We start from the raw sequence: 24,439 nt of genomic DNA, 5'->3' as shown, positions 1-24,439 counted from the left end.
GAAACACGGCAGGAGTGCACTGAGGGGGACTCACCGAGAGCGTGAGGCGCGCCTAGGGTTCCGCCGGTGCACGGGTCTGGTCCAAGAGGCGCAGGCGGCTTGACACGGCCGCTCCACGGCGGGACAAAAGCCCGGGAGGACAGCCACTGCCTGGCTGGCCTGCCGGCCGGGCAACGATCATTCGGAGCTCGAATGCACTGGCACCCCCGCAAACTCCATGAGGACTACGGACCCGAGGCCCGCTTCGCCGTCGAACGCGAGGCCGAGCTGCCCACCACGGCCTGGGACCGCGAGGTGGCCCGCGGCCTGGAGCTGGGCCTGCAGGGCGCGGACTCCATCGTGGACCGGCGCATCCCGACCTTCTCGCGCGGCGAGCTGCCGCACTTCGCCGGCATCAACACCTTCCTCAAGGCCCCGTACGTCGAGGACGTGCGCACCTGCGGCGACTACGACGTGGCGGTGCTGGGCGCGCCGTTCGACGGCGGCACGACGTACCGTCCCGGCACCCGGTTCGGGCCGCAGGGCATCCGCCGCATCTCCGCGCTGTACGGCCCGTACAGCTTCGAGCTGGGCGTGGACCTGCGCGAGTCGATCACGATCGCCGACCTCGGCGACGTCTTCACGATCCCCGGCAACATCGAGAAGACCTTCGACCAGATCTCCAAGGCCGTCTCCCACGTGTACACCAGCGGCGCCTTCCCCGTCGTCCTGGGCGGCGACCACTCGATCGGATACCCGACGGTACGCGGCGTCGCCGAGCACCTGTCCGGCAACCTCGGGATCATCCATTTCGACCGGCACGTCGACACCCAGGAGACCGACCTCGACGAGCGCATGCACACCACGCCGTGGTTCCACGCCACCGACATCCCGAACGTGCCCGCGCAGAACCTCGTGCAGATCGGCATCGGCGGCTGGCAGGCGCCCAGACCCGGCGTGAAGGTCGGGCGTGAGCGCGGCACCACGATCATGACGGTCACCGACTGCGTCGAGATGGGTATCGAGGCCGCCGCCGAGAAGGCGCTGGAGGTGGCCTGGCGGAACGCCGAGGCGGTGTGGCTGTCGTTCGACGTGGACTGCCTGGACGCCGCCTTCGTGCCGGGCACCGGGTGGCCGGAGCCGGGCGGATTCCTGCCGCGCGAGGTGCTCAAGTTCATCCAGCTCATCGCCGACGCGGCGCCGCTGGCCGGGATCGAGGTGGTCGAGTGCAGCCCGCCGTACGACAACGCCGACATCACCTCACTGATCGCCACCCGCGTCATCTGCGACGCGCTCGGCTGCCTGGTCCGCTCCGGCCACCTGCCGAAGAACAGAACGGAGACCGCGTCATGACCCGACGGCTCCTGATCGCCGCCCTGCTGGCCGCCCTGCTGGCCCTCTGCGCGGCCTGCGGCGGCGGCCCCGCCGCGCCCAGCCCGTCCGGCGGCGGAAAGGCCGTCACCCTCGGCTTCTCCGCCTGGCCGGGCTGGTTCCCCTGGCAGGTCGCCCAGGAGAAGGGGCTGTTCGCCAAGAACGGCGTCCAGGTCGAGCTGAAGTACTTCGACAGCTACACCGACAGCCTCACCGCGCTCGCGACCGGCAACATCGACGCCAACAGCCAGACTCTCAACGACACGCTCGCCTCGGTCTCCGGCGGGGCCAAGCAGACCGTCGTGCTGGTGAACGACAACTCCACCGGAAACGACCAGATCATCGCCAGGCCGGGCATCACGTCGGTGGCGCAGCTCAAGGGCAAGACCGTCGCGGCCGAGCAGGGGACCGTGGACCACTACCTGCTGCTGCTCGCGCTGCGCAAGGCGGGGCTCACGCCGGCCGACATCACGTTCAAGCCGCTGCCCACGGACGCGGCGGCGGCCGCGTTCAAGGCGGGGCAGGTGGACGCGGTCGGGGTGTTCGCGCCGTTCACGACGACGGCGCTGGAGCTGCCGGGGTCCACGGCCATCGCCACCTCCAAGGACTTCCCCGGGGCGATTCCGGACCATCTGGTGGTGTCGCGGGAGCTCGTCTCGTCCCGGCCCGAGGTCGTGCAGGGGCTGGTGAAGACCTGGTTCGACACGCTGGCCTGGATCGGGGCCAACAAGGCGGAGGCCCGTACGATCATGGCGAAGCGGGCCGGGGTGAGCGAGCAGGACTACGCCGACTACGACGCCGGGACCACGATCTTCTCCCTGGCCGACAACCTGCAGGCGTTCAGCTCCGGGAGCCTGGAGAAGCAAGCCAAGGAGATCGCCGCCTTCCTCGCCGAATCCGGCCTCGCCGACGCGGAACCGCCGCTGGACGGCCTCCTGGACGGCCGCTTCGTCCAGGGGGCGTCATCATGACAGGACCGCGTGGCGCCCCCGTCGCGGCCCCTGTGAGCGAGCGGCGGCCAGGAGACCGCGCCGGCTGGCCGCCGCTCCCCAAACGCGCCCGCCGCGTCCGGCCGCGACAGCGGGCCCTGCCCGCGCGGGCCCGGTGGGGGTTGCGGGCCCTGGCGGTGCTGGGGCCGCTGTCGCTCTGGGCGGTGGTCAGCTCCATCGGCGTCGTGGATCCCACGTTCCTGCCCTCGCCCGCCGCCGTGGCACAGGCGTTCGCGGAGATGGCGGCGAGCGGGCAGCTCCTGTCCGACGCCGCCGCCAGCCTGGGCAGGGTGGGCGCGGGGTTCGGGCTGGCGGTGGCGATCTCGGTGCCGCTCGGGATGGCCATGGGCACGTCTCAGGTCGCCCTGGCGCTGCTGGAGCCGATGATCGGACTGCTGAGGTACATGCCCGCCTCCGCGTTCATCCCGCTGCTGATCATCTGGCTCGGCCTCGGCGAGCCATCCAAGATCGCGATCCTGGTCATCGGCGTGGTGTTCTTCAACACGCTCATGACGGCCGACGCGGTCCGTACCGTGCCGGGCGAGCTGCGCAGGGCCGCCGCCACGCTCGGGGCGACCGGCGGTGAGGTGCTGCGCAAGGTCGTCTGGCCGTACGCGTTGCCCGGCATGCTCGACGCGATGCGCGTCAACGCGGCCGCGGCTTGGAACTTCGTGGTCGTCGCCGAGCTCATCGCCGCCGAGTCCGGGCTCGGTTACCGCATCGTCCGCGCCCAGCGCTTCCTCCAGACCGACCGCATCTTCGCGGTGCTCGTCGTGATCGGCGTGATCGGCCTGGCCATCGACGTCGGCCTGCGACTCGCCCGTGCGCGCGTGGGGAGGTGGGCGGCATGACGCTCGTCCTGCGTGATGTCGTCAAGGAGTACGGCGGCCGGCGCGTGCTCGACGGGATCAGCCTGGCGGTGGAGCCCGGCGACTTCGTGTGCATCGTGGGGGCCAGCGGCTCCGGCAAGTCCACGCTGCTCGGCATGATCGCCGGGCTGGAGCCGGTCACCGGCGGCTCGATCGAGCTCGACGGCGACCCGGTGAGCGGCCCGGGACCCGAGCGGGGACTGGTGTTCCAGTCGGGGGCGTTGTTCCCGTTCCTCACGGTCGCCGAGAACGTCGGGTTCGGCCTGCGGCTGCTGCCCCTGCCCGCCGCTGAGCGCGCCCGCCGCGTCGAATGGTACCTGTCCGAGGTCGGCCTGCTGCCGCTCGCCCGAGCCCTGCCCCGGCAGCTGTCGGGCGGCCAGCGGCAGCGGGTGGCGATCGCCCGCGCGCTGGCCTGCGAGCCGTCCGTGCTGCTGCTCGACGAGCCGTTCGGTGCCCTCGACGTGCAGACGAAGGAGGACATGCAGGTCTTCCTGCACCAAGTCTGGCGGGACACCGGCGCCACCGTGCTCATGGTCACCCATGACGTCGAGGAGGCCGTGCTGCTCGGGCGCCGCGTGATCGTCCTCACCTCCGACCCCGGCCGGGTGGCGGCCGAGCTCCCGGTGCCCATCGCCGGCCACCGGGAGCTGGCCCTCAAGCGGACCCCTGATTTCCTCGCCCTCCGCGCGCGAGTCGAGGACCTCGTCAGGGGGCACGCGAGCGCACGCATGTGAAGATGTCCGCATGGGACCCTCCATGATCATCGCGGTCAGGCACGGCGAGAGCGAGGCCAACCTCGCCCACCGTCAGGCGGGCGAGACGCCATTGGTCTACGAGCGCGGCGATGACGTGGTGACCTTGACCGAGCTGGGCAGGACGCAGGCGGCGGCGCTCGGCCGGCTGCTGGCGTCGCTGCCCGGCGGCGAGGCACCCGAGGCGGTGTGGTGCTCGCCCTACCTGCGCGCGCTCGACACCTGGAAGCTCGCCCAGGACGCGTGGGGCGTCGATCCGCTCCCGGTCACCGTCGACGAGCGGCTCAGAGACCAGGAGGCGGGGGAGTTCGCGCACTACAACCTGGCCGCGATCCAAGAGCGGTTCCCCGAGGAGATGGCGCGGCGCGAGGCCGCGGGCGCCTACGCCTTCCGGCCGCCCGGCGGCGAGTCCCTGGCGGACGTCGTGGCCAGGCTCAGGGAATTCCTGGCGGATCTGGACGGGCGCGCGGACGGGCGGCGGGTGCTGATCGTCGCCCACGACTCGGTGGTGCTGGGGCTGCGCCACGTCATCGCGGGCAGCCCCGACCCGGAACTGGCGGCCGTGCTCGAATTCGCCCCCGTGCTGAACGCCGGCATCTCCGTCTGGCGCACCGGAGGCGGCCGGTCCGAGCTCGTCCGGTTCAACGACGTCACCCATCTCGGCCCCTGAGCTCCCGCGCGCGGCGCAGCAGCGCCGCGCGGCGGGCGTGAGCGTGTACGGTCAGCACGGCCGAGACCGCGACGAACGTGCCGCCGCCCACCAGCCCGGCCACCGGCCGCTCGGTCACCGCGACCATCAGCGCGGTCGTGGCTGTGGACGCCGCCAGGGCGAGCCACCCGGCCACCACCCGGTCGGTCGCGAACAGCGGCGTCCGGCGCGCCAGCAGCCAGCCCCCGTAACACGCCCAGGCCAGGCAGAACAGGGTGAACAGCCCGAAGGCCAGCTGGGTGCGGCCCGGCAGCGGCACCGGCTCCCCCCACCACAGCGCGGTCACGAACACCGTCCCGGCCACGCCTGCCACCAGCGCCGCGACGCCGCGCGCACGCTTCCACGGCGACAGCGCCGGCTCCAGCCGTGCGATCATCTCCTCCGCCGACACGCGGGGCTCCTCATCGGTCATGGATCGTTCCCCTCTCCCTCAGGTGGCGACGGGCCCGGCTGAGCCTGGACTTGACCGTGCCCTCCGGGACGCCGCAGATCTGCGCGCAGTCCTCCACCGACAGGTCCTCCAGGTAGTGCAGGACGAGGATCTCCCGCTCGGCCACCGGCAGCTCCGACAGCGCCGCGATCAGCTCGGCGCGGTCGATCACGGCCTCCACCGGATCCTCCACGACGGGCTCGGCCTCCTGTACGCGCTCCGCCCTGGCGTACTCCGCCCGCAGCCGGTCGGTCACCGCCCGCCTGGCGATGGTGAACAGCCACGGCGCGAACCTGGCGGGCTCGCGCAGCCGGGGCAGCCCGCGCAGCACGGCCAGCCAGATCTCCTGGGCCACGTCGTCGGCCCGCTCGGCGCCGAGCATGCGCCGCACGTACGTCCACACCGGCTCGTGCCATTCGCGCACCAGCCGGGCGACCGCCGCGTGCTCGCCCAGCTGGGCGCGCACCACCAGCAGTTCATCGGTCATCGTCGTCCTCCCGTCACCCTGCTCAGTCGGGACAGGAGGCGGCCGGGTTCACGTTTCGACGATCAAATCGGCGCGATCCCGGGTGCGGTCCTCGTCGAACCACGCCTTCTCCGCCGCGAACCACTCCCGCCACCGCGGCTCCAGCTCCGGGCCGTCCCGCTCCAGCACGCGGGCGAAGCGCACCGCCTCAGGAGCCTCCACCCAGACGGTGAACGCCAGCAGCCGGGCGGCCGAGGCGCGGGCCGTGCCGACGCCCTCGATCACGAGGACCGGCGCGGCGGGCACGGTCACGTGTTCGGCGTATTCGCCGCGCACCCAGTCATACCTGCGAAAACTTCCGGGCTGACCGTCCTGGAGCGGCCGGAGCACCTGAGACTCCAGCGCGTGGAACCAGCCGCCGGGGCCTTCCTCCCACGGCACGGGGAAGTCGTCGCTGTGGACCACCTGGCAGCCGAGCGCCGCCGCCAGCCGCTTCGCGAACGTCGTCTTGCCCGACCCGGCGGGTCCGTCCACCGCCACCAGGCGGACCGGGCCGCAGGAGGGCCGCAGGTTCCTGATGCGGTCGGCCGGCGAATTCACCGACCCAGGGTAGATGACGGGGGACGGGCAACTGAGAGAATGTTCTTTCGCCCCGAAATGCAAGCAGGAGGTTGACCGTGCTCGGACCCCTCGGCGAGATCGTCGTACTGGACCTGTCCAGAGCCCTGGCGGGACCCCATGCGGCGCAGATGCTGGGCGACCTCGGCGCGCGGGTGATCAAGGTGGAGCACCCGGACGGGGGCGACGAGTCGCGCGGCTGGGGCCCGCCGTTCGTCGGCCCAGATCACGATATTTCGACCTATTTCTTGGCGGCCAACCGCAACAAGCAGTCCATCGCCGTCGACCTGAAATCCCCCGAGGGCAAGGGGCTCATCGAGCGCCTCGTCCGCCAGAGCGACGTCCTCGTCGAGAACTTCCGCACCGGCGTGCTCGACCGCCTCGGCTTCTCCGTCGAACGGCTGCACGAGCTCAACCCGCGCCTGGTCATCCTGTCGATCACCGGCTTCGGCCACGACGGCCCCGAGGGGGGACGGCCCGGCTACGACCAGATCGCCCAGGGCGAGGCCGGCCTGATGTCGCTGACCGGCCCCTCGCCCGACGAGCCCTACCGCGTCGGCGCCTCCATCTCCGACCTGCTCGCCGGCATCCACGGCGCCTACGGCGTGGCCGCCGCGCTCTACGAGCGCGCGCACACCGGCAAGGGCCGCGTCGTACGCACGTCGCTGCTGGCCGCCGTCACCGGCGTGCACGCCTACCACGGCACCGCCTGGACGGTGGGCGGCCAGGTGCCGGCCGCGAGCGGCAACCACCACGCCTCCATCACCCCGTACGGCTCCTTCCGCTGCGCCGACGGCATGCTGCAGATCGCCGCCGCCAACGAGGGCCAGTGGCGCAAGGTCGCCACGCTGCTCGGCATCGACCCCGAGGCGCCCCGCTACGCCACGAACAAGGACCGGCGCGCGCACCGCGACGAACTGATCGCCGACATGGAGAAGGCCCTGGCCGCCCACGGCCGCGCCCACTGGCTGGCCAGGCTGGGCGAGGCCGGCGTCCCGGCGGGCGCGATCAGGTCGATCGACGAGGTCTACACCTGGGACCAGACCCGCTCTCAGGGCCTGGTCGTGGAGGTGGAGCACCCGGTGCTCGGCCGCATCGAGCTGCCGGGACCACCGCTGCGCTTCGACGGGCTGGACGGGGCGGAGCACACCGCGCCGCCGATGCTCGGCCAGGACGGCGACGCGGTGCTGGCCTGGCTGGAGGAACGCGAACGATGATCCGCATTGCGTGGCACCGACGAGCGCGCTGGGATGGATCCGCAGCGAAGCGAGGACATCTATCGCAGCCTGGCTCGGCCAAGAACAACTCGTGCGTCACCATTGCCATGTTGGCTGACATCTAGGGAGCGATAGTGAGCCGTCCGGACGCGCGCACACTGATCGAAACGGTCCTCGATCGGGGGTCGTGGAAGTCGTGGGACGCGCCGCCCGCCGACCCGGCCGAGCCCGGTTCCTCCTACGCCGACGAGCTGACCGCCGCGCGGGCCAAGTCCGGCTACGACGAGGCGGTGATCACCGGAGAAGGGCTGCTCGACGGGCGCAGGGTGGCCGTCGCGGCGTGCGAGTTCTCGTTCATGGCGGGCTCGATCGGGGTGGCGGCGGCCGAGCGGACCGTGTCGGCGATCGAGCGGGCCACCCGCGAGCGGCTGCCGCTGCTGGCCGCGCCGGCCTCGGGCGGCACGCGCATGCAGGAGGGCGCACTCGCGTTCGTCCAGATGGTGAAGATCACCGCCGCCATCCAGGAGCATCGGGCGGTCGGCCTGCCCTATCTCGTGTACGTGCGGCACCCGACCACGGGCGGGGTCCTCGCCTCGTGGGGATCGCTCGGGCACGTCACGGCCGCCGAGCCGCAGGCGCTGATCGGCTTCCTGGGGCCGCGCGTGTTCGAGGCCCTGCACGGCTATCCCTTTCCCGAGGGTGTGCAGGTCGCGGAGAACCTCCACCGCAAGGGGCTGTTCGACGCCGTGGTGTCGGCCGGGGACCTGCGCGCGGTCGCGATCAGGGCGCTGGCCGTGCTGGCCGCCGACAGGTCCGCCATCGAGGCAGGCCCGCCCCCTGAGGAGGACCTGCGGCCGGTGGAGGCGTGGGAGGCGATCACCCGCTCCCGCCGCGACGACCGCCCCGGCGTCCGCGCGCTGCTCAAGCTCGCCGCCACCGACCTGACCCCGCTCAGCGGCACCGGGACGGGGGACAACGAGCCCGGGCTGCTGCTCGCGCTGGCCAAGTTCGGCAGCGCGCCGGCCGTGGTGCTCGGCCAGGACCGGCGGGTCCAGCGCGCCAACTCGCCGCTCGGCCCGGCCGGGCTGCGCGTGGCCAGGCGCGGCATGCGGCTGGCCGCCGAGCTGGGCCTGCCCCTCGTCACCGTGATCGACACGGCGGGTGCCGACCTGTCGAAGGCGGCCGAGGAGGGCGGGCTCGCCGCCGAGATCGCCCGCTGCCTGGCCGAGCTCGTCATGCTCGACGCGCCGACCGTCTGCCTGCTGCTCGGCGAGGGCGCGGGCGGCGCGGCGCTGGCCCTGCTGCCCGCCGACCGGGTGCTGTGCGCGCAGCATGCCTGGCTGTCGCCGCTGCCGCCGGAGGGCGCCTCCGCGATCCTCTACCGCTCGGTCGACTTCGCGCCCGAGATCGCCCAGGCACAGCGCATCCGCGCCACCGACCTGCGCAGCGACGGCATCGTGGACCGGGTGATCCCGGAGCTGCCCGACGCCGCCTACGAGCCCAGGCAGTTCTGCGAGCGGGTGGGGCGGGCCCTGGAGTACGAAATCGCGAAGCTGCTGGAGCTGAGCCCGGCGGACCGTCTCGCGGCCCGCCGGGCCCGCTACCGGCGGCTGGGCTCCTAGCGGCTGCTCCACAGCTCGTTGCCGTCGGCGCCGTAGCCCTTGAGGACCGCCCCCTCTCCGAAGTCGGCCCCCTTAGGCGTCCGGCCCGCGAACAGCGTCACGCCCTGCCCCCAGGGATCGGCCACGGCCTGGGCCGTGGCGCTCGCGCCGGCGGTAAAGGTGATCACGACCTTGGCCGTGCCCGCCGGCGCGTAGCCGTACCAGGCGCGATCGCCGTGGCTCCAGTACGCCGGGCGCCGAGCGTCGAGCAGATCGCCCAGCTTCCCGCCCGGAACCGGACCAGGCAGGGACGGCACCATCTCGCCGTCCTCCCAGAAGGCCAGGCACGCTCCGCTCAGGTACGCGGCGACGCCTTCGGACAGGGCCAGCCGGTCGGACTCGGACGACGCGACCTTCCTGCCGCAGGCCTTCGTGACGCCCGGGATCGGCCTGGCCGCCTGGCCCCGCACCTTCAGGGTGTAGCCCGCGACCTGGGCGCCGAGCGGCACCGAGACGTGCCAGACCCGCTGCGGGGCGCCCTCGCCCCGCAGGAACTCGGCGCGTACCCGCCGCCCGTCGGAGAGCACCGCCTCCACCCACTCCCAATCGTCGCGGGCGGGTCCGTAGTGGGTGATGTTCCCAGGCTCCGGCAGGTAGCTGATGACCGCCTGGACGGGGAACGAGCCCTCCTCGGCGAAGGCACACCAGGTCGCATTCTCACTGCCCGCGGAGACGCCTCCGGACGCGCACATCGCGACCGGGCTGCCGGTGTGCTTGACGAACCAGACACGCACCGGCCGGCCGGAGTTCTCGGTGCCGGGGAGGGACATGACGGGGCCGATCGCCTGGGCGCCCTCCTGGCGTCGCGCTTGGTCCAGCTCCTCGTGGCGCCAGACCTCCTTGCCGGACGCGTCGTAGGCGACCGCGGTATAGCCCTTGTACGGGGCGCCCGCCGGGTTCGCTCCGGCGAACAGCACGACGCCCAGGTTCCACGGATCGGGCCGCGTCTCCAAGGTGGCCTTGGTCCCGGCCTGGAAGGACACGTCGATCCTGGTCACGTCCTGACGGGCGTAGCCGGTGACCACGTCGTCGTTCACACTCAGGGACACCGGCGCGTCCCGCGTGCTGACCAGGGATCCGGCGACGCGGGCGCCGTGCCGCAGCCAGTCCAGCTCAACGCCGTCCTTCGTCCGGTGCGGCCGCGCGACGACGCCGTCGGCCAGCTCCGCGACCGCGCCCATCGCCGGTTCCAGCGGCTCCGACAGCATGTCGCGCGACGTCTTGCCCAGGCTCCTGCCCTGCTCGTCGGCGTACTCGACCATGGTCATCGCGTCCTGGGCCGGGTAGGTCACCGTCCAGATCTGGTACGGCGCCCCCGCCGGGGTCACGAGCGTGCCCGTGATCTTCTGCCCTGACTTCGTGACCCCGGCGACCGCGCCGACGTCCTTCGAGGCCACCCCCCAGTCCATCGCGGTCGCCGCTCCGTCGCGCAGCGTGCTCCCCATGAACGAGACGTCGAACCCTCCTGGGAACTGCTCCCGTACGTCGGAGCACCCGCCATAGGGCTCGCCCGCGGCCCGTTCCACGGCGTAGCAGACCTCGGGGTAGCCCAGCTTGGCCTTGGCGAACCAGATCCGCAGCGGCCCGCCCCCGGCCGGGTCGTCCACGGTCAGCCGCTCGCCGACGGCCGTGCGATCCCGCATGAGCCGCTGGTAGACGGCGTCGGGGTCGGTCGCGGTGTTCCTGCCCAGGCCCCCGTTGAGCAGGACGGGAACGAACACGGCCAGCAGCGCCATCGGCAGCGCGGCCAGCAACAGGCGGCCCCGGTGCCGCCGTGGGCGGCGGGCCCGCACGCGCGCCCACGCGTGCGGGCTCGCCTCGAAGGTCTGGGCGCGGGCGTCCAGCGCGGCCCGCAGACGCTCTTCCAGGTCGTTCACGCGTCCTCCTCTTTGAGCGCCCTGCCGAGGGCGGCCAGTGCCCTGCTGGCGTGCGTCTTCACCGATCCGGGCGACACGCCCATGGCGTCGGCGATCTCGCGTTCGGAAAGGTCCAGCCAGTAACGCAGGACCAGGGCCTCGCGCTGGCGGCGCGGCAGACGGTCCACGGCGGCGAGCAGTTCCTTGTGCTCCTCGGCCACGAGCACGTCATGCTCGCTGCTGCGAGCCGGTTCAGGGGGGTCGGGACGGCGCAGCCGGACGAGCCTGAGGTGCCGCAGACGGTTGCGGGTCAGGTTGCAGACGGTCGCGCGCAGATAGGCCAGCGCGGCCCCGTCGTCACGCAGCCGTCTGGTGTGCAGCCGGGCGAACGCCTCCTGGGCGATGTCCTCGGGGTCGTCGGCGCCGAGCAGTCCGGCCAGCCGCACCAGCGAGTGGTACTGGGCGGCGAACAGCTCGGCGAACGACGGCTGCGCCATGGTCGCTGTTTCGATCACATTCCAGAGACACCCGAAGGGAGCTCCGGTTGACTAGGGGACCGGGATCCGCTCCACCCGGATGGAGAAGACCTCCTCGCGGGGCACCACGACCTCGTACGCGCCGTGGTCCACCATCCAGTAGCCCAGTGCCTCCGCTTTCATCCCGCTGTGCCCGGTGTAGGCGATGTGCAGCCCGTCCTCGTCCTCGTCCAGCACGATGCACGGCTCGCCGCCGAACGCCCCCACCGTCCGGATCAGCACCAGCCACTCCACCTCGGACCTGGCCACCCGGCGCCGCCAGTAGCCGGCCGCCGGCTCGAACCCCTCCAGCTCGACCTCGCTGAACAACATCACGTCGTTGTTGTCCGGCCCGACCGCGGCAGGCAGGGTCCGCTCGCCGAAGCGCGCCACGAAGCCGGAGGCGACCGGCGTAATCTCCTCGCTCATGCGCCCTCCTTCGTCGGTCGCCTGAGCGAGACTCGGCTGTGTTTATCGGTTCGCTCGCTACGCTCGCTCATGCGCCCTCCTTCGTCGGTCGCCTGAGCGAGACTCGGCTGTGTTCGACGGTTCGCGTGCTCATGCGGCGGGCCGCCAGGTCAGACCGTCGTATTGGGCGAAGGGCCGCTCGCCGTCCTTGGTGACGTGGACGATCTCCGCCCCGGCCGGGATCGGCATCGGAACGGTGTGGAACTGCGGCACCACGTGGTCGGTCGAGGTCGTGAAACCGTTGCCGGCGAACGGGGGCGCGTCACTCCAGTCGCCGCCCATGTGCGGTCCGTACGGCACCGCGTAGGTGTCGACGTCGCGGGCGTACCAGCGCATGACGTAGAGCTCGGGCACCTCGGGGAACAACTCCGATCCGTCGAAGGACAGATCGAGCCCCCAGTAGAGCGCCTCGGGCGTGGTCAGCCTGATGCATTCCTGCACTCGGTAGACGTAACCGGAGATCACCGTGCGCTTGCCCGACAGGTATGGCACGAGCAGACGCGGCGGGACCACCTTCTGCATCTGCGTTCCGCTCACGGTCCTACTTTACGATCGGTTGAAGGTCAGAGAACCCGATGTTCGAGGCACGGCAGCGTGGCGCGGGCGGTGGCGGTCCACTCGTGGTCCACCCGCACGACCTGCACGCCGGGAGCGGTGCCCAGGTCGGCGCGGATCACGCCCAGCGGGTCCACCAGCATGCTGCGGCCCACGCCGTAGCCATCCGGCGACTCGGCCGGATTGGGCGCCTGGCCGACGGCCGCGGTCCACATGGTGTTCTCCAGGGCCCGCGCCCTCACCAGGGTCACCCAGTGATCTTCCTTCAGCGGGCCCGAGCCCCAGGCGGCGATCACCGCGAACAGCTCCGCCCCCTTGTCGACCAGCGCCCTGGCCAGCTCGGGGAAGCGCACGTCGTAGCAGGTGATCATCCCGACCCGCACCCCGGCCAGCTCCACGACCGCGGGCTCGGCACCGGGCGCGACCAGGTCGGACTCCTTCGCGCCGAACGAGTCGAACAGGTGGATCTTCCGGTACGCCGCCTTGATCGCGCCGTGCTCGTCGATGGCCACGGCCGTGTTGTGCACCCGGTCGTCCGGCCGGCCGGAGCCCGGCTCGAACACGCCGGCGATCACCGCCAGGCCGTGCTCGCGCGCCGCCTCGGCCAGGCCCGACACGAAGGGTCCCTCCAGCGGCTCGGCCAGGCTCGTGATGCGCCGGCCGTAGCGGGTGAGCGTGGCCTCGGGGAAGATCGCGAGGTCGGCCCCTTCGGCTCGGGAGAGCGCCTCCTTGGCCCTCTTGAGGTTCGTCGACGGGTCAGGAGACACCGGCATCTGGCAGAGGGCGATTGTGGTCACGGCCCGACTCTAACCGGTTGGGCACAGGTCGAAACCAGGTCAGGCACCGCCAAATCCACTCGAGCGGGCCGTACCGGAACCTCGCCAGCCACCATCGGCTGGCCAGCACCTGCACGCCCACGGTCGCCGCCGCCAGCGCCACCACGGACCAGCGGGTCGGGTCGGACTCCAGCAGCGGCAGGGCCACGGCGATGACCACGGTCCCCGACACGTAGTTCGTCAGCGCCATCCTGCCCAGGGGCTCCAGCACCGCCGACAGCCACGGCCGCAGCAGGACCAGCAACCCCAGCGCGTACGCCGCCGCGCCCGCCAGCGCGGCCACGCTGTAGAGGATCCAGTCTCTGTCCGTGAGGGTCCAGGTGGCGGCGGTCAGCACCGCCGTGCCCACCGCCGCGACCGCGAACCCCGGCAGCAGCAGCGACCGGGGCGGCCGCAGCTCCCACAGCGCCATGCCGACCAGGAACAGCCCGGGGATCAGCAGCGGCCCGCCGCCGACCAGCAGCGCCCACACGATCGCCGCCGCCCCCAGCACCAGCTGGGGCCAGCCGGGGGCCATGAACGAGGCCGGCAGCAGCACCGCCGCCCCGTAGAAGGCGTAGTCGGTCAGCACCTCGCCCTCGTAGAACGTGTGCTGGACCATCCCGAGACAGAACAGCCAGAACAGCCTGCTCAGCAGGGCCCACCGGCTGTTGCCGCGCAGGAACAACATGAAGCTGATCCCGAACAGCAACGAGAAGATCGGGTAGAACCGGCTCTGGAACAGCGCCTCGATGGTCGCGTCCAGCTGGTTCGGCGGCTCGTGCGGCGTGTGCTGCCAGGTGTTGACCAGCATGATGCCGCCCACCGCGAAGCCGCGGAGGGCGTCGAGCTCTCGGATGCGCGTTATAGAAACCAGGTGAACCACCATACGAGGAATCCGCCGCTGATGAGGGTTGCAGTGATTTGTGGCCATCTGCGGCGGCGGAGGAGAACCGCCGCGGTGAGGACCGCCGAGGCGACCGCGACCCACGTGTACGGCACGATCATGCCGGGGACGCCGACGGCCAGGGCGGTCTCGTTCCTGGTCGCCAGGCCGTACACGGACTGGGCCACCAGCCCGGCGAACGCCACGCCCGCCAGGCCGCCGAACGCCGCCGTCGCCCTGCCCTTCAGCGCCGCCGACACGAGCTGGACCAGGGCCGCGAGCGCGAACAACGCGAACGGCGCGGCCAGCCAGGGCGTACGGGAGATCCGGTACGGCGCCCCGGTCACATGCAGGTCACCGAGCCCGCCGCGGGCGTCCAGGCAGGGTGCGGCCGTGCCGGGGGTGGGGCCGGCGACGAACTCGGCGATCTTCCGGCGGGCGCACTCGCTGGACAGGAACACGGCGTGGGCGGCCCGCGGGATCTCCGTGAAGCGGCCGTCCGGCAGCGCCTCGGCGGCGGGCCGGCTGGTCCTGGGCGGGGTGGTGGGGTCGTACTGGCCGCCGAGCGCGAGGACCGGGGCCTTGGGCGCGGCGCCGACCGGCTGCGACTTGGGGAGCCGCCACGCATCACACACCGCTTTATCAGCATTTATGGTGAAAAGTCGGGATTTGGTGGTGAAGGTGTTGAACGGGACCTCGTCCTGGCACTGCACCGCGTGGTAGAGCCCGAACTCGTGCGATATCAGCCCCTCGCCCGCGGCGTCCGCCAGCGGGCGCAGTAGTTCGTCGTGCCCCCGGGTCAGCGCGGGCAGGAGTGCCGGTGCCACAGCGGACACGTCCGCCTCGTGCAGCGCCTCCGCCATGATCGTGGCCACGTCGTCGCCGCTCATCCGCGCCGTGAACGCCCGGCCGAGCAGCGGGTCGGTGGCCGGCACCCGCGCCGGGGAGGCGTTGAGCCGGGCGCGCATGGCGTCGAAGCCGTCCTCGACGCCGAGCATGGCCAGCGTGCCGGCCAGGTTCCGGTCGGCGTCGTCGTACCAGTTGACGCTCTCCGGCAGGAACGAGTCCAGCACCACGGACCGCGTGCCCTCCGGGTCGGCCGCGGCCACGTCGAGCATGACCCTGGTCGAGTAGCTGACTCCGAACAGGTTCCACGACGCGTACCGCAGCTCGCGGCGCAGCGCGACGACGTCGGCCACGATCTCCTTCGTGTTGTAGCCCCGCAGGTCGACACCCTGCCGCGCGAGCCGGTCGCGGCACTCGACGGCCGCCGCCGCCACGTCGGCGGGCGGCCGGCGCAACTGGCCGAGCAGCGCCGCGGCCGTCTCGGGGCAGCCCAGCGTCGGCTCGGAGTACTTCCCGCCGCGCTGCTCCACCGTCACCACGTCGCGGTCCGGGAACATCTGGCTCAGGAAGCCCGTGAGCTGGATCGACGCCGACCCGGGGCCGCCGCTCATGTAGACGACCGGGTCGGGCTTGCGGTCCTCGGCGATCGAGTGGCGGACGGCGTAGCCGACCTTGATCTTCCTGTCCGGGGTGTCCCTGCGCTCGGGGACGACGAGGAAACCGCAGGTCGTACGGGGTGGCATGGCGACCGGGCAGTCGCGCCGCCCCGGCGCGGGGGAGGTCATGACAGGGGGCGCGGACAGGGCTAGGGCGAGCACGACCCGAATGATCACAGGGACGAGACTAAAGTCTGATGGCGTGACGGAACCACTTGTGTCCAGGATGCGCGCCTTCGGTACGACGATCTTCGCGGAGATGAGCGCGCTCGCCGTGCAGACCGGATCGATCAATCTCGGCCAGGGCTTCCCCGACACCGACGGGCCGGCGGCGATGCTGGATCACGCGATCCAGGCGATCACCGTGGGCGCCAACCAGTACCCTCCGGGGCCCGGGATGCCCGAGCTGCGCCGCGCGATCTCCGAGCACCGGGCCGAGCACTACGGGCTGTCCTACGACCCGGCGCGCGAGGTCCTCGTCACGGTGGGCGCCACCGAGGCCGTCGCCGCGAGCGTGCTGGCGCTGTGCGAGCCGGGCGACGAGGTGATCGCGTTCGAGCCCTACTACGACTCCTACGCCGCCTCGATCGCGCTGGCCCAGGCCCGGCTGGTGGTGGTGACGATGCGGCCGGTCGCCGGCCGCTTCACCTTCGACCCTGAGGAGCTGCGCGCCGCCGTCACGCCGCGCACCCGCGCCATCCTGGTCAACTCGCCGCACAACCCCACCGGGACCGTGTTCACCCGGGAGGAGCTGACCGTCATCGCCGAGCTCTGCCGGGAGCGCGACCTGGTGGCGATCACCGACGAGGTGTACGAGCACCTGACGTTCGACGGGGTCGAGCACATCCCGCTGGCCACGCTGCCGGGCATGCGCGAGCGCACCGTGATGATCTCCTCCGCCGGGAAGACGTTCTCGGTCACCGGCTGGAAGACTGGGTGGGTGTGCGCCCCCGCGCCGCTGGTCGCGGCGGTGCAGACGGTCAAGCAGTTCCTCACGTTCACGGCGAGCGCGCCGTGGCAGCTCGCGGTCGCGTACGGGCTGCGGCACGAGCTGGAGTGGGTGTCCGCGCTGCGCGCCGGGCTCCAGGACAAGCGCGACCGGCTCATGGAGGGGCTGGCGGCGGCCGGGTTCGAGGTCCTCAAGCCCTCCGGCACGTACTTCGTGCAGACCGACATCAGGCCGCTCGGGTTCACCGACGGGCTGGAGCTGACGCGCCGGCTGCCTGAGCTGGCCGGGGTGGTGGCCATCCCGACCCAGGTCTTCTACGACCACGCCGAGCGCGGCAGGCACTTCGTCAGGTTCGCCTTCTGCAAGAAGGACGAGGTCATCGACGAGGCGGTGACCCGGCTCAAGCATCTCTCGTCCTGATATCCCACTTTGACCTTCGACCCGATGGACGGCTCCTTCTCCCACCTCGTCCTGCGGTAGGTCATCGGGCGGTCACATAGGGTAAAGTTCTGCATGCGGTATCGCGGTGATACCGCCTCGGACCTAGCATGCGGAGTATGGCTATGACCCTTCGCTTGAGTGACGAGCAGACCGAGGCCCTTCGCAAGCGTGCGGAGGTGGAAGGGCGAAGCATGCAGCAAGTCGCGCTACACGCGATCGACGACTATCTCCAACGGGTCTCGGACGACGAGCTCACCGACGCTCTCGCGGAGAAGGGGGCGCGGCGATTCGCCGACCTGCTACGGAGGCTGGGCGAGTGACGCGCTATATCAGCCTGGAACAAGGACTGCGGGTGGCCCGTGCGGCGGTGGGCGGCCCCATCGAGGTTCGCGACCTCGGACTCCTCCAGGCCGCTCTCCTTCGGCCCCAAACCTCTCTTTTCGGGCAGGACGCCTACCCTGACCTGTTCGTGAAAGCCGCCTCCCTTCTCCACTCCGTGGTCGCCAACCACCCCTTTGTGGATGGCAACAAGCGGGCGGGCTGGCTCCTCGCCTACGTCTTCCTCGCCAAGAACGGTGTCGAGCTCGATCCCGCCGACGATGACGAGGCCTATGACCTCGTCATCGCCGTCGCCTCCGGCAAACTCTCCGAAGCCGACGAGATCGCCGACGTCCTGCGGACCTTCATCCCGTCATCCTGACGCCTCACTCATCGTCGGGCTTGTCGAGCGGCGTCAGCGCGGCCGTGGCGTCCTCATGTTCCATCCCCGTCGCCTGCAGCAGATCCACGACGACGGACCGCAGCTGCGCGATGATCACGTGCGCCGAGAAGCCCAGCTCCTCGGGCCGCTCCCGCGCCGCCACCGCCAGCAGCGCCTGCCGCGCCAGCGTCGGCTCCCGCTCGGCCCCCAGCTCCAGTTGCAGCAGCAGGGCCGCCTCCGACACCTCGCGCATCGCCTCGGCCAGCGCGGCCGGCGGCGGGCTCGCCTCGCCGAGCGAGGCCAGCGTGCGCCTGCTCAGCACCCGGGCGTTGCGCAGCGCCAGGTCGACGGGCACGGCGGCGGTCTCGTACCGGGCCAGGCGGGCCCGCCGGTGCCAGTGCAGCGGCGAGATCGTGGTGATCTCCTTGCTGGTCTCCAGTGCCTTCTCGAACTCCTCCACCGCCGCCTGCGTGCCCCGCGCCTCCTCCAGCGCCTCGGCCGCGAGGTCCATGTCGCGCTTCTCGATGGCCTCCGCGGCCCGCTCCAGCACCGTGGACAGTGCGTCCAGCACCCCGGACAGGTGCTTGGCCGCGATCGCGAACGGGCTCGCGGGCATCAGCGCCACCGCCGCGATCCCGATGACGCCGCCGGTCAGCGCGTCGGCCATACGATCCAGACCCCCGGCGCCCTCGGTGGGCACGAGCGTGGCCACCAGCACCGCCGACGACCCGGCCTGCGCCACGAACAGGGCGCCGCTGTCCAGCAGTCCCGCCACGGACATCGCCAGCGCGACCACCAGCGCGAGCTGCCACGGGCCCGAGCCGATCCAGGACACCAGCAGGTCGCCGATGCCCACCCCGAGGCTGACGCCGACGACCAGCTCGACGACCCGGCGCAGCCGCTGCCCGAGGCCGACGCCCACGCAGATCAGCACGGAGATCGGAGCGAAGAACGGCCGCGGGTGGCCGAGAAGCTCCATGGCGATGATCCAGGCCAGCGCGGCGCCCACCGCGCACTGCGCGATGGACGGGACCATGAGACCGAACGTGCCCAGTCGTTCCTTTACATGATCGCTGAGCCTGGTTCGCACCTTTCCACCTTGACGGATCTATATGACATTGCGGTCACGTTCCCCCGGATGACTCCCTTTCTCCGGAGACGTCCAGCGGGGGCAAGGCGGCCACGGCCTCCTCGCGTTCGGTGCCGGTGGCCTGCAGCAAGTCCACCGTGATCGACCGGACCTGCGCGATCATGACGTCCGCCGAGAATCCCCACCGCTCGGCGCTCTGCCGAGAGGCCACCGCCATGATCGCCGCGCCGGCCCGCTCGGGCGAGCGCCCGGCGGCCAGGTCGTCCCTGAGCAGCGTCGTCGCGTCGGCCAGCGCCCGCAGCGTCCCGGGCAGCCAGGGCGGCAGCCCGCTGGAGCCGTCGAGCGCCACGATGGCCCGCCTGGCCAGCACCCGGGAGTTCCGCAGCGCGTGGTCGAGCGGCACGGCGGCCTTCTCGTATCCTCCCAGCCTGGTACGGCGGTGCCGGTACAGCGGCGAGATGGTGGCGATCTCCCGGCTGGTCTCCAGCGCCTGCTTGAACTCCTCCACACTCGTCTGGCTGCCCCGCGCCGCCTCCAGCGCCTCGGCGGCCAGGGCCGAGTCCGACTTCTCGATGGCCTCCGCGATCGCCCGCAGGGCGCCGGCCAGCGCGTCGAACATCCCCATCGCGTGCCGCGTCGCCAGCGCCTTCGGGCTGGCCGGCAGCAGCGCCACCGCGGCCAGCCCCATCAGGCCGCCGACCAGGGCGTCCAGCATCCGGTCGATCCCGCCCGTGCCGGTCGGCGGCAGCAGGGTGGCCACGAGCACCGCCGAGGACCCGGCCTGGAGCACGATCAGCGAACCGCTGTCCAGCACCACCGCGACCACCATGGCCAGCGCCACCACCAGCGCGATCTGCCAGGCGCCCGAGCCGATCCACGACACCAGCAGGTCGCCGACCCCGACGCCGAGGCTGACCCCGACGACCAGCTCCACCACCCGGCGCAGCCGCTGCCCGAGCCCCACGCCGATGCACACGACGACCGCGATGGGCGCGAAGAACGGGCGGCTGTGCCCGAGCAGGTCCTTGGCCACGAGCCAGGCGAGCGCGGCGCCGACGGCGCACTGGCCGATCGGCGGCCCCATCAGCCGCAGCCTGCTCAAGCGCTCACGTACGTCCATGTCGACCACGGCTCTACCCTGGCCCGCACACGTGACACGCACGTTAACGAGGTGCCGGGGACGGCCGCTCAGACGTCCAGGAAGTCGTCGACCGCCCGCAGGAACGCCTTGCGTTCGGTGACGTGGATGAGATGCCCCGCCTCGATCGTCACCAGCCTGGCCCCCGGGATCCGCGCGGCCGTCCCCGTGGCGTCGAACGGGCTCGCCGCCCCGCCCGAGAGCACCAGCGTCGGCGCGGTGATCCGGCTCAACCCCTCCAGCCAGCCCGGATCGGGATCGAGGAACTGCCGCTCGGTGTCATGCACCATCCGCCAGTCGAACCCGGTGGAGTCGTCCTCCACGACGGGCGCCCGGTCCTTGAGCGGCAGCGGCGGCGGCACGTCCTCCAGGACGAGCCGTTCGACGCGGCCGGGATGGTTCACGGCCAGTTGGTAGGCGACCATGCCGCCCAGCGAGTGCCCGATCACCGTGACCCGCCCGGCGCCCACATGATCGAGCAGCCCCGCGACGTCCTCGGCCATCTCCGGCAGCGGGTACTCGCCCGGGTGGTCGCTGGCCCCGTGTCCCCGCAGGTCGGGGACGAGCACGTGGTGGCGGGCCGAGAAGTGCTGGGTGATGCCGTTCCAATCGTTGTGATCGGCCCTGCGGCCGTGGAGGAGCAGCAGCGGGGGAGTGGCGGGGTCGCCTTCCTCCCGGTAGATGAGCTTGATCCCGTTGACCTGTGCTTCGCGAATCACGCGATCAGGCTATGTGGGGATTGCTTCTGGTGAGGGAGCGGAGGCCGGGTCCGATGCGGCCGGCCGCCGCCGCACGCAGCCGGTACAGGAAGTCCTCCCATTCGTCTGGGTCGAAGTGGACGCTCCTCACGCCTCGCCGCCGGCCATCTCCCGAAGCTCCTCCACGGTCTTGGCGATCCCGGCCTGACCGCTTTGTCGCGGGCAACCGCTTCCATGAGTCTGCGAGCGTAGTGGTACCGGTTCTCCGTACCAGGCTAGAAGTGATCTCGGCTGTGAGAAAGCGCAGCGCTGCCACGGCAGAGCCGGCGACGGCGACGCCCGTGGAACGGGCTGCGGCGCAGGAGCTGAGCGTACTTTGACATGACCTGCGGCGTTCATGGGCAAAGCTTGCTCATGAACCCGCAGGCCGGCTCGGTTAGCGTCGCCAGGGGTGTCGAGAGAAAAGGGTGGTCACATGCCGGAGCCGATCGAGGTGCGCAAGGTGCCGATCGAGAGCGTCACCGACGCCTCGGGGCTGTCGCGGCTCATCGCCGACGGCGTGATCGAGGCGCACCGCGTGCTCGCCGTCATCGGCAAGACCGAGGGCAACGGCGGCGTCAACGACTACACCCGCATCCTCGCCGACCGAGCCTTCCGCGAGGTGCTGACCGAGCACGGGCATCCGGCGCCGGAGAGCGTGCCGCTGGTGTGGTCGGGCGGCACCGACGGCATCCTCAGCCCGCACGCCACGATCTTCGCCACCACCGCCGACGCCCCCGCCACCGAGGAGCCCCGCCTGTCGGTCGGGGTGGCCATGAGCGAGGTCATCCTCCCCGAGGACATCGGCCGGCCCGCCATGGTGGAGAAGGTCGCCGCCGGGGTGCGGGAGGCCATGAAGATCGCCGGAATCGACGACCCGCGCGACGTCCACTACGTGCAGACCAAGACGCCGCTGCTCACGCTGGCCACCATCACCGACGCCAAGAGCCGCGGCCAGGACACCGCCATCGAGGAGACCGGTCCCTCCATGGACCTGTCCAACTCCACCACCGCCCTCGGCATCGCCGTGGCGCTCGGCGAGATCGACATGCCCGGCGCCGAGCAGATCCACAAGGACCTGTCGTTGTACTCGTCTGTGGCGTCCTGCTCGTCCGGGGTGGAGCTGGATCGGGCACAGATCGTGCTGGTGGGCAACGTACGGGGGGTCGGCGGCCGCTACCGCATCGGTCACAGCGTCATGAGGGACGCCCTGGACGCCGACGGCATCTGGGAGGCCATCAGGGACTCCGGTCTCCCGCTCCCCGACCGCCCGCACCCGTCCGATCTCGACGGCCGCCTGGTGAACGTCTTCATGAAGTGCGAGGCCGACCCGTCGGGCCGGGTGCGGGGACGGCGCAACATCATGCTGGACGACTCCGACGTGCACTGGCACCGCCAGATCAAGGCGGCCGTGGGCGGTGTGGCGGCGTCCGTCACGGGTGACCCGGCGGTCTTCGTCTCGGTGGCAGCCGTCCACCAGGGCCCGTCGGGCGGCGGCCCGGTCGCGGCGATCTCCGACCTCGGTTAGCCGTCAGGGCCAGGGGAGCACGGTCAACTCGGGCCAGGCGGAGCTCCAGCGCGCCACCTTCGCCTCGTAGACGTGCCGCGGAGCCTGCCGGGGATTGGGCCGTACGACCAGGTTGAACGCGTCGGCGACGCCGTAGGGCGCGTAGAGCTTCCATCCGCCCGACGCTGTGATCCGTACCCCGAGACTGCAGGTCGTGGCCGGGAAGGAGTCGATGGCGTCCTCCGCGCTGTCGTACGGCGGGCAGGGGACGCCGAAGCGTTTTTCGTACCACAGATGAACGCGCGCCTCATTGCGAATCTCCACCGGCACGTCCCCGAACACCTCCCGCCCGGTCGTGATCACCGCGTCCTCGGCCTCCCACGAGAGGTCTGAGGGGTCGTGATAGATCAGGTCGTAGTCCCTGACGCCATGCTGCGGGTCGCGGCCGGTCACGTAGTTCCAGATCGTTTGCACGACCGCGCCCGCCGCGACCCACCAGCCGGGCAGATCGAGCGTGCGTGCCCCGCGCAGCACGGCGACGAGGGCCGGGTTGGTCTGGAGCACGGCGGGCACGGCGGCGAGCTGTTCGTCGAGGGGAAGGCGGCCGATTCGCACGCGACCCTGTGTAGCGTCTCGCACCGACAATGTGACCTCTTGGCAATGTTCTACCTATGTAGAGTACGAGTTATGAAGAGCGGCGACCCGAGGATGACCATGCCGACCCAGGCACTCCTGCGCGCTCTCCTGGAGGATCCGGCGCGTGAACGCTACGGGCTGGAGCTGTGCGAGCTGGCGGGGATGCCGAGCGGCACGGTCTATCCCATCCTGGCCAGGCTGGAGCGGATCGGCTGGGTGGAGAGCAGGTGGGAGGACCCCGAGACCCACGTGGAGGAGGGGCGCCCGCGCCGCCGCTACTACCGCATCACCCCGGACGGCGCCGAGCGCGGCCGCGACGCCATCGCCCGCGCCTACCGGTCACGTCGCCAGCCCGTCCCCGCCTGGCTGTTCCGCCCCGGTGCCGCGGGAGGCGGCTCGTGAACGGTCGAGCCGCGGCGCAGGTAGTCTCGGACGCTGTGCCGAGCATTCCGCAACCCCTCGACCCGAACGACGACGGCGGCGCCGCCCCCGCCGTGGCCGCCGCGCTCGCCGCCTACCAGGCGGGCACGGCCGACGCCACCCACGTGCTGAACGCCCTCAGCGGCGCCAGGCTGCTCGTCCCCGTGGTCGCACTGCTGACCGAGTCCGAGGTCGGCGCGCACGGGCTGCGGCAGGAGAAGGAGAGCGAGATGGCCCTGCCCAAGCTCGTCGGGCAGGACGGCCGGGAGGCGGTGCTCGCGTTCACCAGTACGGAGGCGCTGGCCCGGTGGCGGCCGGACGCCCGGCCGATCCAGGCCACCACGCTCGAGGTGTGCCGGGCCGCCGTGCAGGAGCAGGCGGCGGCGGTCGTGGTGGACGTGGCCGGGCCCGTGCAGTTCGTGATCGAGGGCGCGGTGCTGGAGGCGCTGGCGGCGGTCGAGTCCGGCACCGTGGACCGGCTGGAGGGCGCCACCGTGGCCCGGGTGGAGCCGGTACGCAGGCGCCGCTGGTTCTCCCGGCGCTGACCTGGACAAGCCGCCCCTCCGCGCGCCGAAGCGGCCACACCGCCCCTTCCCGGCGGCGAAGCGGTCAGGGAACGGCCGAGCGGCGGCGTTCCCAGGTGTCGGCCGCCCGGTGATCGCCGGCCCCAGCATCAGGAACGTCCACGCGCCCACAAGCACGGCGGCGGCCGTCAGGCTGATCAGCCAGGCCGGGCCGTGCCGCACCAGCCGCCACACCAGGTACGCGACCGCGGCGAACAACGCGTTCCACCCCAGGTTCGCCAGGTGGGACACGGTGATCCCGCCGCCGGAGAAGGCCGGCTCGGCCGCGTACACCGACAGGACGACCGTCACCGGATCGTCGAACGACGCCCACGCCGCCAGGATCGTGCGGGCCTTGGGTGACAGCCACGAGTCGCCCATGACGGACGCGACGGACAGCGGGTCGATCCGCGCCACCGCGACCGCGAGCACCAGCGCGAGCGGATCGCCGGTGAACAGCTAGAGGATCCCCGCGATGAACGCCGCCTTCAGCACCACCCCGACCGTGACCGCGGCCACGATCAGCCGGGTGTGGGCGCGCGCCTCGGCCGGTCGATGTCGTACGTGCTCCCGTACAGGCCGACGGCCAGCAGCAGCTGG

Annotated in this window: 28 protein-coding genes and 1 riboswitch; of the genes, 14 read left to right on the top strand and 14 right to left on the bottom strand. The window is 71.8% G+C overall.

What is annotated here, in order from left to right; all coding sequences use genetic code 11:
* Positions 1–41: 41 nt before the first annotated feature.
* A riboswitch (guanidine-I (ykkC/yxkD leader) is annotated at positions 42–140 on the top strand.
* A 52-nt stretch (positions 141–192) separates the two neighbouring features.
* From ACIBX3_RS06915 to ACIBX3_RS06895, 5 genes are read left to right on the top strand one after another with little or no spacing between them, the layout of a single operon-like run.
* A complete protein-coding gene (locus ACIBX3_RS06915) occupies positions 193–1,332 on the top strand; it encodes an agmatinase family protein (RefSeq protein WP_397113959.1) in 1,140 nt (379 codons plus the stop codon).
* A complete protein-coding gene (locus ACIBX3_RS06910) occupies positions 1,329–2,321 on the top strand; it encodes an ABC transporter substrate-binding protein (protein ID WP_397113957.1) in 993 nt (330 codons plus the stop codon). The genes ACIBX3_RS06915 and ACIBX3_RS06910 overlap by 4 nt, the downstream gene beginning before the upstream one ends.
* Positions 2,318–3,190 carry an ABC transporter permease gene (locus ACIBX3_RS06905; RefSeq protein ID WP_397113955.1) on the top strand — a complete coding sequence of 291 codons (873 nt, stop codon included), beginning with the start codon at positions 2,318–2,320 and terminating at the stop codon, positions 3,188–3,190. The genes ACIBX3_RS06910 and ACIBX3_RS06905 overlap by 4 nt, the downstream gene beginning before the upstream one ends.
* The gene (locus ACIBX3_RS06900) at positions 3,187–3,942 is read left to right on the top strand and encodes an ABC transporter ATP-binding protein (RefSeq protein ID WP_397113953.1); all 756 of its coding nucleotides are present in this window, start codon (positions 3,187–3,189) and stop codon (positions 3,940–3,942) included. Before ACIBX3_RS06905 ends, ACIBX3_RS06900 begins: the two co-directional genes overlap by 4 nt.
* 10 nt (positions 3,943–3,952) lie before the next feature.
* A complete protein-coding gene (locus ACIBX3_RS06895) occupies positions 3,953–4,630 on the top strand; it encodes a histidine phosphatase family protein (RefSeq protein ID WP_397113951.1) in 678 nt (225 codons plus the stop codon).
* Here the strand turns inward: ACIBX3_RS06895 and ACIBX3_RS06890 are convergent.
* From ACIBX3_RS06890 to ACIBX3_RS06880, 3 genes are read right to left on the bottom strand one after another with little or no spacing between them, the layout of a single operon-like run.
* Positions 4,611–5,081, bottom strand: a complete 471-nt coding sequence (locus ACIBX3_RS06890) for a hypothetical protein (protein ID WP_397113949.1) — start codon at positions 5,079–5,081, stop codon at positions 4,611–4,613. The genes ACIBX3_RS06895 and ACIBX3_RS06890 overlap by 20 nt on opposite strands.
* Complete coding sequence (locus ACIBX3_RS06885) at positions 5,071–5,586, bottom strand: RNA polymerase sigma factor (RefSeq protein ID WP_397113947.1); 516 nt, start codon at positions 5,584–5,586, stop codon at positions 5,071–5,073. The genes ACIBX3_RS06890 and ACIBX3_RS06885 overlap by 11 nt, the downstream gene beginning before the upstream one ends.
* A gap of 48 nt (positions 5,587–5,634) precedes the next feature.
* Positions 5,635–6,165, bottom strand: a complete 531-nt coding sequence (locus ACIBX3_RS06880) for a uridine kinase (RefSeq protein ID WP_397113945.1) — start codon at positions 6,163–6,165, stop codon at positions 5,635–5,637.
* 77 nt (positions 6,166–6,242) lie between these two features.
* Between ACIBX3_RS06880 and ACIBX3_RS06875 the strand changes: the two genes are divergently transcribed.
* Complete coding sequence (locus ACIBX3_RS06875) at positions 6,243–7,400, top strand: CaiB/BaiF CoA transferase family protein (protein ID WP_397113943.1); 1,158 nt, start codon at positions 6,243–6,245, stop codon at positions 7,398–7,400.
* A gap of 134 nt (positions 7,401–7,534) precedes the next feature.
* Positions 7,535–9,022 carry a carboxyl transferase domain-containing protein gene (locus ACIBX3_RS06870; RefSeq protein ID WP_397113941.1) on the top strand — a complete coding sequence of 496 codons (1,488 nt, stop codon included), beginning with the start codon at positions 7,535–7,537 and terminating at the stop codon, positions 9,020–9,022.
* On the opposite strand, the gene ACIBX3_RS06865 is transcribed toward ACIBX3_RS06870, so the two are convergent.
* The 7 genes from ACIBX3_RS06865 to ACIBX3_RS06835 all read right to left on the bottom strand — a co-directional run bounded on the left by ACIBX3_RS06865 (position 9,019) and on the right by ACIBX3_RS06835 (position 15,835).
* Complete coding sequence (locus ACIBX3_RS06865) at positions 9,019–10,938, bottom strand: hypothetical protein (protein ID WP_397113939.1); 1,920 nt, start codon at positions 10,936–10,938, stop codon at positions 9,019–9,021. The genes ACIBX3_RS06870 and ACIBX3_RS06865 overlap by 4 nt on opposite strands.
* Positions 10,935–11,432, bottom strand: a complete 498-nt coding sequence (locus tag ACIBX3_RS06860; protein ID WP_397113937.1) for a sigma-70 family RNA polymerase sigma factor — start codon at positions 11,430–11,432, stop codon at positions 10,935–10,937. Before ACIBX3_RS06860 ends, ACIBX3_RS06865 begins: the two co-directional genes overlap by 4 nt.
* Before the next feature lie 33 nt (positions 11,433–11,465).
* Positions 11,466–11,861 (bottom strand): hypothetical protein, encoded by a 396-nt coding sequence (locus tag ACIBX3_RS06855; protein WP_397113935.1) that lies wholly within the window; start codon positions 11,859–11,861, stop codon positions 11,466–11,468.
* 129 nt (positions 11,862–11,990) lie between these two features.
* The gene (locus ACIBX3_RS06850; protein WP_397113933.1) at positions 11,991–12,437 is read right to left on the bottom strand and encodes a hypothetical protein; all 447 of its coding nucleotides are present in this window, start codon (positions 12,435–12,437) and stop codon (positions 11,991–11,993) included.
* Positions 12,438–12,463: 26 nt separating this feature from the next.
* A complete protein-coding gene (locus ACIBX3_RS06845) occupies positions 12,464–13,252 on the bottom strand; it encodes a carbon-nitrogen hydrolase family protein (protein WP_397113931.1) in 789 nt (262 codons plus the stop codon).
* Positions 13,212–14,159: a DUF418 domain-containing protein gene (locus tag ACIBX3_RS06840; RefSeq protein WP_397113929.1), complete on the bottom strand. Its 948-nt coding sequence runs from the start codon at positions 14,157–14,159 to the stop codon at positions 13,212–13,214. The genes ACIBX3_RS06845 and ACIBX3_RS06840 overlap by 41 nt, the downstream gene beginning before the upstream one ends.
* Positions 14,135–15,835 (bottom strand): alpha/beta hydrolase, encoded by a 1,701-nt coding sequence (locus ACIBX3_RS06835; protein WP_397113927.1) that lies wholly within the window; start codon positions 15,833–15,835, stop codon positions 14,135–14,137. The genes ACIBX3_RS06840 and ACIBX3_RS06835 overlap by 25 nt, the downstream gene beginning before the upstream one ends.
* 25 nt (positions 15,836–15,860) lie before the next feature.
* Here ACIBX3_RS06835 and ACIBX3_RS06830 point away from each other — a divergent pair, with 25 nt between their 5' ends.
* The 3 genes from ACIBX3_RS06830 (at position 15,861) to ACIBX3_RS06820 (ending at position 17,748) form a co-directional block, all read left to right on the top strand.
* On the top strand, positions 15,861–17,027 hold the full coding sequence (locus ACIBX3_RS06830) for a pyridoxal phosphate-dependent aminotransferase (RefSeq protein WP_397113925.1): 1,167 nt from the start codon (positions 15,861–15,863) through the stop codon (positions 17,025–17,027).
* A gap of 137 nt (positions 17,028–17,164) precedes the next feature.
* Positions 17,165–17,368, top strand: coding sequence for a CopG family transcriptional regulator (locus ACIBX3_RS06825; protein WP_397113923.1), 204 nt, complete (start codon positions 17,165–17,167; stop codon positions 17,366–17,368).
* A gap of 32 nt (positions 17,369–17,400) precedes the next feature.
* Positions 17,401–17,748, top strand: coding sequence for a type II toxin-antitoxin system death-on-curing family toxin (locus ACIBX3_RS06820; RefSeq protein ID WP_397113921.1), 348 nt, complete (start codon positions 17,401–17,403; stop codon positions 17,746–17,748).
* Between the two features lie 4 nt (positions 17,749–17,752).
* On the opposite strand, the gene ACIBX3_RS06815 is transcribed toward ACIBX3_RS06820, so the two are convergent.
* From ACIBX3_RS06815 to ACIBX3_RS06805, 3 genes are all read right to left on the bottom strand, one after another.
* Positions 17,753–18,838: an aromatic acid exporter family protein gene (locus ACIBX3_RS06815; protein ID WP_397113919.1), complete on the bottom strand. Its 1,086-nt coding sequence runs from the start codon at positions 18,836–18,838 to the stop codon at positions 17,753–17,755.
* Between the two features lie 34 nt (positions 18,839–18,872).
* A complete protein-coding gene (locus ACIBX3_RS06810) occupies positions 18,873–19,958 on the bottom strand; it encodes an aromatic acid exporter family protein (RefSeq protein ID WP_397114984.1) in 1,086 nt (361 codons plus the stop codon).
* 68 nt (positions 19,959–20,026) lie between these two features.
* Positions 20,027–20,695: an alpha/beta fold hydrolase gene (locus ACIBX3_RS06805; protein ID WP_397113917.1), complete on the bottom strand. Its 669-nt coding sequence runs from the start codon at positions 20,693–20,695 to the stop codon at positions 20,027–20,029.
* 454 nt (positions 20,696–21,149) lie between these two features.
* On the opposite strand from ACIBX3_RS06805, the gene ACIBX3_RS06800 reads away from it, so the two are divergent.
* A complete protein-coding gene (locus ACIBX3_RS06800; protein WP_397113915.1) occupies positions 21,150–22,241 on the top strand; it encodes a ring-opening amidohydrolase in 1,092 nt (363 codons plus the stop codon).
* Positions 22,242–22,244: 3 nt separating this feature from the next.
* Here the strand turns inward: ACIBX3_RS06800 and ACIBX3_RS06795 are convergent, their stop codons facing one another.
* Positions 22,245–22,835: a nucleotidyltransferase family protein gene (locus tag ACIBX3_RS06795; protein WP_397113913.1), complete on the bottom strand. Its 591-nt coding sequence runs from the start codon at positions 22,833–22,835 to the stop codon at positions 22,245–22,247.
* A gap of 72 nt (positions 22,836–22,907) precedes the next feature.
* Here ACIBX3_RS06795 and ACIBX3_RS06790 point away from each other — a divergent pair, with 72 nt between their 5' ends.
* From ACIBX3_RS06790 to ACIBX3_RS06780, 3 genes are all read left to right on the top strand, one after another.
* Positions 22,908–23,258 carry a PadR family transcriptional regulator gene (locus ACIBX3_RS06790; RefSeq protein ID WP_397113911.1) on the top strand — a complete coding sequence of 117 codons (351 nt, stop codon included), beginning with the start codon at positions 22,908–22,910 and terminating at the stop codon, positions 23,256–23,258.
* A gap of 35 nt (positions 23,259–23,293) precedes the next feature.
* Positions 23,294–23,821 (top strand): SseB family protein, encoded by a 528-nt coding sequence (locus tag ACIBX3_RS06785; protein ID WP_397113909.1) that lies wholly within the window; start codon positions 23,294–23,296, stop codon positions 23,819–23,821.
* A gap of 109 nt (positions 23,822–23,930) precedes the next feature.
* Positions 23,931–24,302: a hypothetical protein gene (locus ACIBX3_RS06780; RefSeq protein WP_397113908.1), complete on the top strand. Its 372-nt coding sequence runs from the start codon at positions 23,931–23,933 to the stop codon at positions 24,300–24,302.
* The last annotated feature ends 137 nt before the right edge of the window (positions 24,303–24,439 follow it).

The sequence above is a fragment of the Nonomuraea sp. NPDC049480 genome (assembly GCF_044465905.1).
In the GTDB taxonomy this organism is placed as follows: Bacteria; Actinomycetota; Actinomycetes; order Streptosporangiales; family Streptosporangiaceae; genus Nonomuraea.
This window is presented reverse-complemented; position numbering and strand designations above follow the sequence as displayed.

Coding starts and splice junctions, on each gene's coding strand:
- ACIBX3_RS06900 (WP_397113953.1), top strand. CDS start 3,187: ATGACGCTCGTCCTGCGTGATGTCGTCAAGGAGTACGGCGGCCGGCGC.
- ACIBX3_RS06810 (WP_397114984.1), bottom strand. CDS start 19,958: ATGGACGTACGTGAGCGCTTGAGCAGGCTGCGGCTGATGGGGCCGCCG.
- ACIBX3_RS06790 (WP_397113911.1), top strand. CDS start 22,908: ATGAAGAGCGGCGACCCGAGGATGACCATGCCGACCCAGGCACTCCTG.
- ACIBX3_RS06910 (WP_397113957.1), top strand. CDS start 1,329: ATGACCCGACGGCTCCTGATCGCCGCCCTGCTGGCCGCCCTGCTGGCC.
- ACIBX3_RS06895 (WP_397113951.1), top strand. CDS start 3,953: ATGGGACCCTCCATGATCATCGCGGTCAGGCACGGCGAGAGCGAGGCC.
- ACIBX3_RS06885 (WP_397113947.1), bottom strand. CDS start 5,586: ATGACCGATGAACTGCTGGTGGTGCGCGCCCAGCTGGGCGAGCACGCG.
- ACIBX3_RS06855 (WP_397113935.1), bottom strand. CDS start 11,861: ATGAGCGAGGAGATTACGCCGGTCGCCTCCGGCTTCGTGGCGCGCTTC.
- ACIBX3_RS06890 (WP_397113949.1), bottom strand. CDS start 5,081: ATGACCGATGAGGAGCCCCGCGTGTCGGCGGAGGAGATGATCGCACGG.
- ACIBX3_RS06825 (WP_397113923.1), top strand. CDS start 17,165: ATGGCTATGACCCTTCGCTTGAGTGACGAGCAGACCGAGGCCCTTCGC.
- ACIBX3_RS06800 (WP_397113915.1), top strand. CDS start 21,150: ATGCCGGAGCCGATCGAGGTGCGCAAGGTGCCGATCGAGAGCGTCACC.
- ACIBX3_RS06915 (WP_397113959.1), top strand. CDS start 193: ATGCACTGGCACCCCCGCAAACTCCATGAGGACTACGGACCCGAGGCC.
- ACIBX3_RS06840 (WP_397113929.1), bottom strand. CDS start 14,159: ATGGTGGTTCACCTGGTTTCTATAACGCGCATCCGAGAGCTCGACGCC.
- ACIBX3_RS06905 (WP_397113955.1), top strand. CDS start 2,318: ATGACAGGACCGCGTGGCGCCCCCGTCGCGGCCCCTGTGAGCGAGCGG.